The sequence below is a fragment of the Flavihumibacter sp. genome, assembly GCF_036676075.1.
In the GTDB taxonomy this organism is placed as follows: domain Bacteria; phylum Bacteroidota; class Bacteroidia; order Chitinophagales; family Chitinophagaceae; genus Flavihumibacter.
This window is the reverse complement of sequence record NZ_JAKFDQ010000006.1, coordinates 129,681-143,242: the sequence shown is the minus strand read 5'-3', so window position 1 is coordinate 143,242 and position 13,562 is coordinate 129,681. Positions and strand designations below refer to the sequence as shown.

At 45.4% G+C, this 13,562-nt stretch carries 12 protein-coding genes; 6 read left to right on the top strand and 6 right to left on the bottom strand.

Going from position 1 to position 13,562, the window contains the following annotated elements; genetic code table 11:
• Window positions 1–3: 3 nt before the first annotated feature.
• Both xylA and V6M43_RS00665 read right to left on the bottom strand, forming a co-directional pair.
• Window positions 4–1,299, bottom strand: a complete 1,296-nt coding sequence (xylA, locus tag V6M43_RS00670) for a xylose isomerase (protein WP_332732124.1) — start codon at window positions 1,297–1,299, stop codon at window positions 4–6.
• 72 nt (window positions 1,300–1,371) lie between these two features.
• Window positions 1,372–2,853: a xylulokinase gene (locus V6M43_RS00665; RefSeq protein ID WP_332732123.1), complete on the bottom strand. Its 1,482-nt coding sequence runs from the start codon at window positions 2,851–2,853 to the stop codon at window positions 1,372–1,374.
• A 181-nt stretch (window positions 2,854–3,034) separates the two neighbouring features.
• Here V6M43_RS00665 and V6M43_RS00660 point away from each other — a divergent pair, with 181 nt between their 5' ends.
• Together V6M43_RS00660 and V6M43_RS00655 are read left to right on the top strand one after the other, a co-directional pair.
• Window positions 3,035–3,928 carry an AraC family transcriptional regulator gene (locus V6M43_RS00660; RefSeq protein ID WP_332732122.1) on the top strand — a complete coding sequence of 298 codons (894 nt, stop codon included), beginning with the start codon at window positions 3,035–3,037 and terminating at the stop codon, window positions 3,926–3,928.
• Window positions 3,929–3,995: 67 nt separating this feature from the next.
• Window positions 3,996–5,621 carry a right-handed parallel beta-helix repeat-containing protein gene (locus tag V6M43_RS00655; protein WP_332732121.1) on the top strand — a complete coding sequence of 542 codons (1,626 nt, stop codon included), beginning with the start codon at window positions 3,996–3,998 and terminating at the stop codon, window positions 5,619–5,621.
• Window positions 5,622–5,624: 3 nt separating this feature from the next.
• Here the strand turns inward: V6M43_RS00655 and V6M43_RS00650 are convergent, their stop codons facing one another.
• Together V6M43_RS00650 and V6M43_RS00645 are read right to left on the bottom strand one after the other, a co-directional pair.
• Window positions 5,625–6,002 carry an STAS/SEC14 domain-containing protein gene (locus V6M43_RS00650; RefSeq protein ID WP_332732120.1) on the bottom strand — a complete coding sequence of 126 codons (378 nt, stop codon included), beginning with the start codon at window positions 6,000–6,002 and terminating at the stop codon, window positions 5,625–5,627.
• A gap of 23 nt (window positions 6,003–6,025) precedes the next feature.
• Window positions 6,026–7,120: a DNA topoisomerase IB gene (locus V6M43_RS00645; protein ID WP_332732119.1), complete on the bottom strand. Its 1,095-nt coding sequence runs from the start codon at window positions 7,118–7,120 to the stop codon at window positions 6,026–6,028.
• Between the two features lie 187 nt (window positions 7,121–7,307).
• Between V6M43_RS00645 and V6M43_RS00640 the strand changes: the two genes are divergently transcribed.
• Genes V6M43_RS00640 through V6M43_RS00630 form a run of 3 tightly spaced genes read left to right on the top strand, consistent with a single transcriptional unit; the run spans window position 7,308 to window position 10,627 of the window.
• Complete coding sequence (locus tag V6M43_RS00640) at window positions 7,308–7,859, top strand: NADPH-dependent FMN reductase (protein WP_332732118.1); 552 nt, start codon at window positions 7,308–7,310, stop codon at window positions 7,857–7,859.
• Window positions 7,860–7,908: 49 nt separating this feature from the next.
• Entirely contained in the window at window positions 7,909–9,222 is a 1,314-nt protein-coding gene (locus V6M43_RS00635; protein ID WP_332732117.1) for a M16 family metallopeptidase, read from the top strand.
• Between the two features lie 22 nt (window positions 9,223–9,244).
• The gene (locus V6M43_RS00630) at window positions 9,245–10,627 is read left to right on the top strand and encodes a M16 family metallopeptidase (protein WP_332732116.1); all 1,383 of its coding nucleotides are present in this window, start codon (window positions 9,245–9,247) and stop codon (window positions 10,625–10,627) included.
• Window positions 10,628–10,719: 92 nt separating this feature from the next.
• Here V6M43_RS00630 and V6M43_RS00625 read toward each other — a convergent pair whose 3' ends face one another.
• Complete coding sequence (locus tag V6M43_RS00625) at window positions 10,720–12,057, bottom strand: hypothetical protein (RefSeq protein WP_332732115.1); 1,338 nt, start codon at window positions 12,055–12,057, stop codon at window positions 10,720–10,722.
• Window positions 12,058–12,203: 146 nt separating this feature from the next.
• Between V6M43_RS00625 and V6M43_RS00620 the strand changes: the two genes are divergently transcribed.
• Entirely contained in the window at window positions 12,204–12,800 is a 597-nt protein-coding gene (locus V6M43_RS00620) for a pyridoxamine 5'-phosphate oxidase family protein (protein ID WP_332732114.1), read from the top strand.
• 56 nt (window positions 12,801–12,856) lie between these two features.
• On the opposite strand, the gene V6M43_RS00615 is transcribed toward V6M43_RS00620, so the two are convergent.
• A complete protein-coding gene (locus V6M43_RS00615) occupies window positions 12,857–13,549 on the bottom strand; it encodes a hydrolase (RefSeq protein WP_332732113.1) in 693 nt (230 codons plus the stop codon).
• Window positions 13,550–13,562: the final 13 nt, after the last annotated feature.

Below are 13,562 nucleotides of genomic sequence, written 5' to 3'. Positions count from 1 at the left end.
CTATTATATAAAGCGGTTGATCAGGTTTTCAAGATACTCCTGGCGACCGCTTATTGTTTTCGGTTCACCATCACTGATAGCAATGTTGCGGAGGTCTTCCAGCCCAAGTTTACCTTCCTCAAATGCCTTTCCATTACCCGAATCAAAACTGGCATAACGTTGTTGCCTGAACGCTTTGTAATCCGATTGCTGAAGTACAGCATCTGCAACCAGTAAGGCGCGGGCAAATGTATCCATACCTCCAATATGCGCGTGGTACAGATCTTCCATATCAGTTGAATTACGACGGATCTTAGCATCAAAATTGATTCCGCCTCCCTTGAAGCCGCCGGCCTCTACAATCACCAGCATAGCTTCTGCCAGTTCATTTACATTATTGGGGAACTGGTCTGTATCCCAGCCATTCTGGTAATCGCCGCGGTTGGCATCAATTGATCCCAGCATTCCCGCATCGGCTGCTACCTGCAGTTCATGCTGGAAGGTATGTCCGGCTAGTGTGGCATGATTCACTTCAATGTTTATAGAAAAATCATCCTGCAATCCGAATTGATTCAGAAATCCTATCACCGTTGCACAGTCATAATCATACTGGTGTTTGGAGGGCTCACAAGGCTTAGGCTCGATGAAGAACTGTCCTTTGAAACCATGGCTGCGGGCATAATCTTTCGCCGTGTGCAGGAAGCGGGCCATATGCTCCTGTTCTCTTTTCATATTGGTGTTGAGCAGACTCATATAGCCTTCTCTCCCACCCCAGAAAACATAGTTTTGTCCGCCCAGGCTTATCGTTGCATCAAGGGCTGCCTTTACCTGCGCGCCTGCATGCGCCAGCACCTGGAAATCAGGATTGGTAGCTGCACCATTCATATAACGCCGGTGTGAAAAGAGATTGGCTGTACCCCAGAGCAGTTGTATACCGCTCGATTGCATATGCTGCCTGGCGTGCTCCGTTACTGCCTGAAGGCGGCGCTCATTGTCTGCCACATCATTGGTGAAGTCAACCACATCAACATCATGAAAGCAAAAGAATGGCAGGTTCAGGTTTGACATGAATTCAAAGGCGAAATCCATTTTGGCCTTTGCCCTGTCCACTGCATCGGGAATATTATTCCAGCTGAAAAGATGGGTAGGCTCGCCAAACGGATCACCACCATTACCACAGAATGAATGCCAGTAGGCACAGGCAAAGCGAAGATGCTCCTGCATGGTTTTACCGGCCACTACTTTATTGGCATCATACCAGCGGAATGCAAGCGGGTTATCGGACCCGGGACCTTCGTAAGTTATTTTTTGTAAAGACATGGGGAGGAAATTTAAGATTTAAGATGTAAGAGGTAAGATTTGAGGTAAGAGGTAAGAGGTGAGAGGTAAGATTTAGTCGGGTAGTAGTTTGTGTAATAATTTGAGCCAATGTTGGTATGGAGTTTCGAGGTTGGGGCAGTCTTCGGGGAGTACAGTTCTGATAGGTTGCTGGTTACTGAAGGCATCTTTTGAATCCTTGTAATAACCGCAACCTATGCCGGCGCCAATGGCGGCACCTACACTTCCGTCGGATGCATAGAGAGAAACAGGCACGCCGGTGGCAGCAACAAATGACTGCAGGAAAACTTCACTCTGGAACAGGTTGGCCCTGCCTGCCCGTATTAGGGAAGGCTGGTGGCCGTTGCTGCGCATGATATCGAGTCCATACCTGAAAGCAAAGGCTATCCCTTCCTGGATGGCCCTGAAAATATGTGCATGATTGTGCTTAACAAGATCGATACCACTGAAATGCACACCCGTAGATCTGTTACCCAGCATCCGCTCGGCGCCATTACCAAAAGGCAGTACCAGCACACCATCCGATCCGGGGGGAACAGTTGCGGCTGCATCATTCAGCGATGAGTATGATCGTGCCGCCGCCAGCTGCTGCCGCGCCCAGCTATATAAAATTCCGGTGCCATTGATACATAAAAGTATTCCTGTTCTGACCTGTCCTTGCTGGTGATTCACATGCGCAAAACTATTCACCCTTGAAAGTGGATCGGGATTGAGCAGATCACTCACGGCATATATTACTCCCGACGTACCCGCCGTGGCAGCTACCTCTCCCGGCTCAAGAACACCAAGTGAAAGCGCATTATTTGGCTGGTCACCTGCTTTATAACTGACAGGTATACCCGCTTTCAGGTTTAGTTCATTTGCAACTTTATCTGACAGTTTACCATGTATGGAGAAAACAGGTTGGGTGGCCGCAAATAAGGAGGGGTCTATACCATAATAGTTAAGCAGTTCATGGCTGATGCTATTGGTGGTAAAATCCCATAATACCGCTTCGCTAAGAGAGGAAGGCGTGGTGCTAACGTTTCCGCATAATCGAAAAGCTATATAATCACCCGGTAACATTACATGTGCTACTTCTGCATAAACACCCGGTTCATTCGCCTTTACCCAGGCCAGTTTTGAAGCAGTAAAATTTCCCGGTGAATTGAGCAGGTGATGCAGGCAGAAATCTGGTCCCAGGCTCTCATTGGCTTTTGCCCCTATTGATACAGCCCTGCTATCACACCAGATGATCGAAGGCCTCAATATCTCATGGTTCTTATCCAACACCACCAATCCATGCATCTGGTAGGCAATGCCAATTGCGCCAATGGCAGCGGCATCAAACTTACCCGAGGAATTGGCCAGTTGAATGGCAGCCACGGTATGTTTCCACCAGGTAGCGGGATCCTGCTCGGCCCAGCCAGGCTTCGGCGAATCAATAGGAACCTCTGTTTCAGGATATTGTACTGTAATGATCGATTTGCTGGTGGCACCATCCACCACGGAAACCTTGATTGAAGAAGTACCTATATCGATCCCTAATAATAACATGGCAAATCATTTACTTAAACAGCAAAACAATTACGTGCAACCGCTTATCAGATCTCTAAATTAGGTACTGAATTCGGGGCGGGGTTCTTATTTATTCTTGTTTTATGAAACTATTTTAATATCTTTTTCGCCTGATTCTTGTCAATATTGATAAAATAGTTCTAAAAGCACTATATATCTCATGAAGCCGCTAATAGAAAAACTACCCCTCGAGCATGATCATTCCTTCATTGCCAGAACTTTCCGTACGCCACATTTTGAAGTACCCTGGCACCAGCACCCTGAATTTGAACTCATCCTTTTCACAGAAGGTGAAGGGAATGCTTTCGTGGGAAACCATGTGGGTAGTTTCAATACAGGAGATATCTACTTCCTCGGCAGTAACCTTCCCCATACATTCCAGAAATCAGGTGAGGAGATCATCACCAGTGCAATAGTGGTTCAGTTCCTGGATTCTATCTGGGGAACACAATTTTTCAGCTTACCCGAATGCAGGGAGATCAGCAAGTTTTTGGAGACAGCAGCAGTGGGCATAAAATTAAGACCCGCCCTCAGTGAAGAACTTCGTCCCCTCATCATTGAGCTGGAAAAGGCACAGGGATTTACACGAATACTCATCCTGCTGAAACTGATCGCCACCATCAGCGAGAGTAAGCGCTATGATTATCTATCCACCCATGAAATGGCCAATCTCCACTCTAAACAGCAGGCCAGGATCGATAAGGTATTCCAGTATACGATCGAGCATTATGCCGACCCTATCGGACTCGATAATGTTGCTTCCTTTGCGGGCATGAGTGTACCCGCGTTCTGCAATTATTTCAGGAGATGTACCAAGAAGACCTATATCGAATTCCTCAATGAAGTAAGAATTGGCAAAGCATGCCAGCAACTCATCGATACACCTAAACCCATTTCATCCATTGCCTATGAATCAGGTTATAATACCCTTACCAATTTCAATAAGCAATTCATGAAGATCAACCGGATGCAACCAGGGCAGTACCGGAAAGCATTTGCTGGAACATCCATGGTTATTTCAGCTGAGCGTACCGGTGAGTTCGAATGCATTTAATTTTACTGGCGGTACAATAAAAAGCTTGCCCGGGCGTATGACTAAATCATAATCCGGCTCAAATAATATGAAATCGATTCTTGTATTCTTTTCCCTGCTTTTAGTGTTGGGCTGTTCAAAAAACAGCAGTGAACCGGCACCACCCCCTCCGCCCCCGCCCCCAACGGTGCCTCCCGTTCCGTTGCCAAAGGCATACTATGTGAGTGCCAGTGGCGATGACGCTAATGCCGGCACAAAGGAAAAGCCTTTCAGGACCATCGATAAGGTCAACACCATAAACCTGGAGCCCGGGGAAAGTATCCTTTTTGAAGGGGGAACAAGTTTTACAGGAACACTGATACTCGATACCAGCGATAATGGCACGCTTAGCAAACCTGTTATTATAAGCAGTTATGGAACCGGCGCTGCAACCATCAATGGCAATAACACCATGGCCATTCATGTGCGTCTTGAACATTTTAAATTAACTAATATCAATGCCCTTGGCGCCGGACGTAAAACGGGTAATACAACGGATGGTATTTTAATAGACAGTAGCAGGAATGGTATAATAGAATCTGTAAGAGTAGAAGGATTTCAGAAATCAGGTCTGCATGTTTATAATTCAGAAAATATCATTGTAGATAAAGTGTATGCTGCCGATAATGGATTCAGTGGAATATATGCATCCGGTTTGTATGCACGCGATGGTGTTATCCTGCTACCAGGTGAACGATTATCAAAGAATATCACTATCCGTAATTCTACTGCCACCAATAATCCGGGTGACCCTACCAACCTCACCAATCACAGTGGTAATGGTATTTTAATATTAAGTACTGATAAGGCGTTGATAGATCGTTGTATAGCGAGTCATAATGGAAAAGATATGCCGCATAATATGACCGGACCAATCGGCATATGGGCTACCGCCAGCGACAGTGTGATCATTCAAAACTCCATCAGCCATCATAATACCAGCAAAACCCTCGATGGCGGAGGCTTTGGTCTGGATGGTGGTATCTCTAATTCCATCATACAATACTGCCTCTCCTATGAAAACCGGGCTTCCGGTTATGGACTATACCAGTTCAAAGGCGCATCAAGCTGGTACAATAATATTTTGCGCTATTGTGTCAGCATCAATGATGCAAGAGCAACCAATTATGGTTCGCTGGCTATCTGGAATGGTCCGGCCCAGGCTAAGCAGTTCATCAATGCTAAAGTGTATAATAATATTTTCTATAACAGCACGAACAGCACCGTGTTGTTCATCTACCCATGCTTCAATGAGAACTTCACCTATAACAACAATATATTCATAGGCAGCGGCAATCTCATCAAAGGCACTATGAACCAGGATAAGTTTCTTGGCAATGTTTACTGGAATACCCCCGGCGCCACCATCACCATCAATGGATATCCTGGTTTAATGGAATGGGCGAATGCCACCGGTCAGGAAAAATCAGAAAACATAATAAGGGGACTTCAGGTAGATCCATTAATGAAAGGACCGTTCCTGACAGATCTCAATGATCCGCAATTGCTGCAGCAGTTATCCAACTTTACCCTGGAAGCCAATTCACCATTACGCAACAAGGGAATTGATATCCAGGCAATGTTTGGTGCTCCTGCCCCGGCTTTTGATTTTTATGGAACAAGGGTATTCCGCGGTACTGCACCTGAACCCGGTGTTCACGAACTGGAAGAGTAGATCCTACTCCACACCAGTCTTTCCCGCCGCCCAATTCATGGCTTCATCATAAAGGCTTTTCTTAAAGCCTCTAAAGGTGCCCGGCATCATTTTACTGAACATATCGGTAAATCCAATGATGGTTTCGTCATCTGTTACGATGGCAACCCTGTTCCATTCCGAAATATTCCTAAGTCCCAATAATGCATCCTGCATCCAGGCACCGGCACTGAAATCAGAAAGCGCTGTATTCAGCACCAAGAGGTAATTCAGTTCATCATACTTTGCTACCACTTCTTTTACATGCGGGAAAACCACCTGCTCAAAATCATCACTGGTAACATCATTAACTGCCTCAAAGGCTGCAACATTATCGGGAGCGTTTTCAATGATCTTTATCATATCGGTAGATTTAAATTTTTAAATTAATTGCCGGAAAGTATTTTCATCAGGATCTTTTCATCACCTGTTAATCCAGCCTTATCATCATCTTTCTCAATAGCATCCAGTTGTGCAAAATATTTTTCAATACTGTTCGATTCGTACAAGGAAACCACAACAGGGTGCACATAATATTTTTTGCACACGGTGCGTGTATTACCCAAAGTGGCGGCTACTTTATCGAGCGCGGCAACTACATTCTTTTTGGCTGTGCTATCATTTTCTGCCAGTCCGAGTTCTTTAAAAGCCAGGAAGGCATTGAGTGTTCCAGACCATGTTCGGAAATCCTTGGCAGTAAAATCTTCTCCACTGATCTGCCGGATATAATCATTCACCATTCCTGAATCAATTGCACGCCGCTCACCCTGTTCATCATAATACTGGAATAATTCCTTACCTGGAATATCCTTGCATTGCTGAACAATATTGGCCAGCTTCTTATTCTTCAGGTCTATATCATGCAGTATCCCCTTCTTTCCCTTAAAACAAAATTTTACCTGTGAACCTTTTATCTCTACGTGTTTATCTTTCAGCGTAGTGAGACCAAATGATCCATAGAGTTTTTCATACACATTATTACCCACGCGGATATTCGTTCTTTGCATCAGGCTTATTACTGCTGCCAGTATTTTCTCCCGCGGCATTCCGGGAAGCGAGAGATCCTTTTCTACCTGCAGTCTTATTTTAGGCAATACCTCCCCGAAATGCAGGAGCCGGTAAAATTTGGTCTGGTTCCGGAATTCATTCCATTTGGGATGATAACGATATTGTTTCCTGTTTCGGGCATCCATGCCCGTTGCCTGCAGGTGTCCGTCGGCGAATGCACAGATCCAGACATTCTCCCAGGCAGGCGGAATCACCAGGCTTTTTATTCTCGACAACTGGTCTTTTGCCTTAAGTGGTTTCTCCTTGTAAATATAGCTGAACGACTTACCCCTCCTTGTCCGCCTGATCCCTTCATGGGTTCCATCATTTACATATACCAGGCTGATGGCTACAGCCGTGGCGGTAGGATCGCTAATGATCTTTTTTACTTTCCTTTTAGGAAGCTTCTTTATTATTTGCAGAATATCCTCCATGGCAATTCCATCATTGGGTTTTCATCAACAAGTAGAAAAAAGCAGTGCCGATGAGAATTAAGCGTTTATTGTCCAATAAGGTTAAGTTTTCATACCCAGCATAACCTATAACCCGGGAATCAAGGAAAATATTCCCCAACTTTTCAGGCAACATTCTTGTTCCTGTTAAATCACCTAAATTATCGCCATGAATATAGCCATCATCTCTTCCAGCGTCAGGATAGGACGGAACAGTCACCGGGTAGCCAGGTTTTTCCAGCAGTATATTGAAGAAAAGGGATATGGAACAGTAGACCTTGTTGACCTCTACCAATACAATTTCCCGGTGTTTGATGAGCGGCTCCGGTTAATGAAAGATCCTTCACCCGATGTCATTGAATTTGCGGCAAGAATAAAGAATGCTGATGGTGTACTTATCGTGACCCCCGAATACAATGGCGGTTACCCGGCCAGTCTGAAGAACGTGATCGATCTGTTATATCCCGAATGGAAACGCAAACCAGTGGCCATCGCTACTGTATCTGCCGGACCTTTTGGCGGAGCCCAGGCCATGACCTCATTAGTATTCAGCCTCTGGAAAATTGGCGTACTGATGGTACCAGCCATGTATGCGGTACCACAGGTACAGAACGCTTATAAAGAAAATGGGGAGCCCACCGATAAGGAAGCAACTGAAAAAAGAGCCAAGGTTTTTATTGAAGAATTGCTCTGGTGTATACGGGCGGCAAAAAACGCTTAGTATTGTCTATTTTTATAGGCAATTTTTTCTATCACCTAACAGTTCGATTATGCATAAATTTTGGTTGTCTGCCATCTTATTCCTCTCCCTTGGGGCAGGGGCACAGATGAAAGCAGATGATGTTAAGACCTTTACCCTCAAAAATGGTATGAAGTTTCTCGTTGTAGAAGATTTCTCCATTCCGAATGCCAACATGTACCTGTTTTACCGCGTAGGCTCCAGGAATGAATACCAGGGCATCACGGGACTCTCGCATTTCTTTGAACATATGATGTTCAATGGTGCAAAAAAATATGGTCCCAAAGAATTCGACCGCACCATGGAATTTAATGGTGGCGCCAACAATGCCTATACCCGCGAGGATGTAACCGTTTACACCAACTGGTTCCCGGCATCTGCCACGGAAGTAATCTTTGACCTGGAAGCAGATCGCATTTCGAGTTTGAGTATCGATCCCAAAGTGGTGGAGAGTGAAAGAGGCGTTGTGATCTCAGAGAGAAGCACCGGACTTGAAAACTCGCCTTACCGGTTACTTTTTGAATCGGTGCAGGCACAGGCCTTCCAGGAACATCCTTATCACTGGCCGGTGATAGGCTATCTCGATGACATGAAAAACTGGAGCCAGGCCGACCTCGAACGTTATTTCAAAACATACTATGCTCCCAACAACTGTGTAGTGGTTGTTTCCGGCGCCATGAAACTTGCCGAAGTAAAAGCAATGGCAGAAAAATACCTGGAGCCCATCCCAGCACAGCCCGCACCACCGGCGGTTCATATTAAGGAACCTGAACAAACCGGTGAGCGCAGAATTACCGTGCAGAAACAAGTGGCCAATCCATATCTCTCAATAGGATGGCATGTTCCGGATGCAAAACATGAAGACTATTATCCCTTGGTTCTGTTACGCGACCTGTTAACCGGCGGACAGTCGTCAAGGTTATATTCCACACTGGTTGATCAGAAGCAGATGGCCACCAGCGTGTTTGCCTCTTTCCAGGAAAGCTTTGATCCAACGCTGTTTCGGATAACGGTAGCCGCGAGTAAAGGTGCCAGTACGGATGATCTGGAAAAAGAAGTATATACTGCATTGGATTCTATTGTGAAATCAGGTGTTACGGATGCTGAATTACAAAAAGTAAAGAACAGGAAGCTTATTGAATTTTACCGGCAGGTGGAAACCATCAATGGCAAGTCAAATAATATCGGCACCTATGAAGTATTCTTCGGCGATTATAAAAAACTCTTTGATGCTCCGGCACAGTATAATAAGGTAACGGTAGAAGATATCAAGAGAGTTGCTGCAAAATATTTCATCAAAACGAATCGCACCGTTGGTATCCTGAAGGCGAAAACTGATGACTAAGCCAACCCTAAAAAATCAAGAAATGAATTACAAGAAAATATTATCACTGCTGTTGGTTCTGCTGGGGATCTTCGTAGCCGGAACTTCTATAGCACAGGAATACAAACTACCACCTTACCAGAAATTTGTATTAAAAAACGGGCTCACTATTTACCTCATGGAACAGCCCGAAGTGCCTACCATATCGGTTTCCGTAATAATGCCGGCAGGCGCTATCTATGATGGACAAAAAGCAGGACTAGCCTCGCTCACGGCTACAGCATTAAAGCATGGCACGAAGAATTATTCCAAGGCAAAACTGGATGAGGAACTTGATTTTATTGGTGCCGGTGTGGGAAGTTTTGCTACCAAGGAATATGCAGGTTTATCGGCATCTTTTGCCGCCCGTGATCAGCAAAAAGTATTGGGCATTATCAATGAACTATTGACGGCACCAACATTTGACACTACAGAATTCGCCAAAGAAAAGCGCCGTACCATCGACAGGCTGGAGCAGGCGAAGGAGAGTCCCAGGAATATCATTGGTGGAGAGTTTGATCAATTCCTTTTTGGCAATCATGTATATGGCAATATGGTGACCGGAACAACAGAATCGGTTTCGGCATTAACTGCCAACGACCTTAAGCAGTTTTATGCAGAAAATTATATTCCCAATGGATCGGCCATAGCCATTGCCGGTGATTTCAAAACCGCCGACATGAAGGCACAGGTTACTAAGATCTTTTCGGGATGGAAGAAAGGGTCTAAGAAAACTTCCGATCTATCGGCAAAGCCCATCGAAAAGCCAAACGCCAATCGTGTACTACTGATCAATAAGGATGATGCGAAAGAAACTACCTTTTATATTGGTGCACCGGGTGTGAGTCGCAACAACCCCGACTTCGTTGCCATCGAAGTGATCAATACACTTTTCGGCGGAAGATTCACATCCATGCTCAATGATGAATTGAGGGTTAACACCGGACTTACCTATGGTGCCCGTAGTAGCTTCTCCCCGTTGAAGAATGGTGGTTCTTTTGCCATCACCACTTTCACTGCCACACAGAATACAGAAGCGGCTATCGACAAATCGCTTGAAGTGCTTAAGAAGCTTCATGAGCAGGGTGTTGATGAAAAGTCGCTGACCTCGGCGAAGAATTATGTGAAGGGACAGTTTCCGCCACGCTATGAAACCAGTGGCCAGTTAGCATCACTGCTAACACAGATGTACTGGTATGGCTTTGATGAATCCTTTATCAATAATTTCCAGGCAAAGGTTGATGGACTAAACCTGTCCCGCGCCAAAGAGATCATAGGAACCTATTTCCCTAAGGACAAATTACAGTTTGTACTGGTTGGAAAATCTGCTGACATCAAAAAGATCGTGCAGAAATACGGCACTATAACAGAGGCCCACCTGCGCTAAAGCTTCGGCGGGCGCTGCAAATAAAGCGTTTTAATAATGCTGAGATTAACTCTCGTTTTAGCATACATAAAATCAGGGATGCTCCGGCATCCCTATTTTTTTGCACTTCCCTTTTCAAATTCCACCATATAGGTTGAATTGTATTTGCCGAGATCAGAATATTTGAAGAACAATCTCGCCTGCTTGCCAAGGCGTAGGCTGGTGCGTTTGTTTTTAATATCCTCTTCTGTATTCATTGGTTGCAGGGAGGGATACCATAATACATGGCCGGGCTTGTCAAGCAGTTTTTGTGGCTTCGTCCATGCCTGGGAGTTAGTACCCTCGCCAAGGTTACGGTGCGGGTTAAACGAAATATACAATTCATCGCCGATCCACGATTGCCCTTCTACCCTTCCCATGGTCATGACCCAGCACTCCAGGTATTCATTCCAGCTCACGGAAGGCCCCCAATGAAATCCGCCGGTAGGCGATGAAGCTGGTCCGCCCCCGTCAGCCAAAGCGATCTGGAGCGAGGCCACAGGCTTGCCACTGCCATCCCATGGAGCATTAAATCCATTACCATCCCAGCGGCCTGCCTTGCCCTGGGGATTATCAAGGTCAGTCAGCGCTATGCGGGCAACGCTGATGCACTGTCCGCCCCATTCCACTTCTGGTTTATAGTTAGCGGAATCATATACTCCCGGGTACCCGTATTCGCCGTAGAACAAATAGAGATAATCGCCCACCGCCACAGCAGAGGGATCACCCACTCCACCCGCGAAGGTCTTGGAGGTATTGTGTGGTTTCAGGATCATGCGCGGCTGCTTATCTTCCAGGAAAAGGCCCTTGTTCTCCCAGCTCCAGCCACCGTCAACAGACTTCATGATGCCGATACGGCAAACAGCGGCGGGAGTGATCCTTTCCGTTAATCCGAGAGGCCATTTTTTATCGATATAACCCTCACCTGTAGTGGAATCATAAGGAAGTGTTTCAGGATAGTTCTCGTTATGGTAGATCGCATAGAGTGTTTTGCCGCTGGCGTCAGAAGGAAGCTGGTAAATGGTCTCAAACCAAACGGCGCCATGCAATCCTTTTTGACCGGGGGGAACATTGGCAGGCATGGCCGGGGCAATATACGCAGAGGCGGGATTGCTGAATGCTTCATCGGCATTCTTGCCACTGGAAAATTTCAGCTCATTGGATGGCCCCCAAACAGGGTCTTCGCCATACTTGCCAGGAAAGATGCGAAAGGTATCGCCGATCCAGGCTTCCGCCATATTACAATCCACGAAATTATTGAAGTGAAATGTATCGGTTGGGATGAGCTTAAAGGTTGGCGGCTCAAAGGCGGTGGTATCGGAAGCTACATCTTTTGAAGAGCGGTTGGCATCGCCGCAGGCAAAGGCGAGTGGTATCATCAATACCAATGGCAGCAGTAGTTTCTTATTCATCTTTTAAAATACGAAAATTTATTCTTTCGGTAATTGGCAGCTACGATCTGGTACAAATAATCAAGTAAAATGAATAAAACACTCAAATAAATGCATGTATAATATGGGAGATTCAGGTATCCAAATAATCAATTAAAATAGTAACCATGACACAGAATTATCCCTCCCTGGCATTCACCTATTCGGTAAAGAAAATGCAGGAACAGGCAGGTAGCAGGGCCGTCTATGCCCGCATGGAGAAAAGACTATATGCTGATGTTATGAGAGAGAATGAAATGGAATTCATTAAAGAAAGGGATAACTTTTATATCGCTTCTATCGGCGAGAATGGTTATCCTTATATCCAGCACCGTGGCGGTCCAAGGGGGTTTCTAAAAGTACTGGATGCCTGGCATCTCGGATTTATAGATTTTGTGGGAAATGCGCAGTACATCACAATGGGAAATATTGTGACGCATCCTCATGTTTCCCTGATCATGGTTGATTATGCGTCAAGGACAAGGTTGAAGATATATGCCAGGGCCAGCATAGTTGAATTAAGCGATGATATGGAATTATATAAATCCCTTGACCTGAACGATTATGACTTCAAACCGGAACGTATGGTGGTATTAGAGGTAGATGCCTTTGACTGGAATTGTCCGCAACATATAACACCGCGTTATACGCTGGAAGAAATTGACACGATTATACAAGCACAGAGTGCATATATAACCCAGCTGGAGACTGAGTTAGCAAAGTAAAAGCGAGCATCTGTACAACGCCCGCTTTTAGCCATTTCCAGATTCTATTCAGGATCTCAATGCACCAACATATCCTTCGCATACTGAATTCCTATACCATACGCTCCGCCATATTTCTCGAGCAGCTCCGTTACTGCTTTATACGTATCCCCCCTTGCCCAATCACGCTGTAATTCAAGCAGGTACTGAATGGAGGTCATTGGTTTAACGCCCGCCTGCAACATCCTGTTTATAGCCATCTGATGCGCCTCCATACTTACATCGCCGCAGGCATCGGTAATTGCATACACTTCATATCCCAAAGCCCTGGCTGATAATGCAGGATCTACGATACATACACTGGTCCACAAACCCGCCAATACAATTTTCTTTTTATTCTTGCCGGTAATGGCTTTGTATGCGTTGACATCCTCCCATGCATTCATAGTGGTTCTTTCAATATAAGTATCAGGCGGATAAAATTGTGTTACTTCCGGGAATACCGGGCCGCTGAATGTTTTGGAGGCAACTGTAGTAACAACGGTAGGAACTTTAAATATTTTAGATGCTCCTGATACAATGGCTGCATTGTGGCGGAACTCCTGTACTCCAATACTCTTTACCGGGAAGATCATCTGGCTTTGCATATCTATTACCACCAATGCATGGTTGGTTGGCGTTAATAAGTCGGCCGAGGGTTGCTGCGCCAGCACCGCAGTGCCTGTTAACGAAAGGATTGTTACCAAAATTTTTCTGATTGTCTTTTTCATTTTTATTATTATT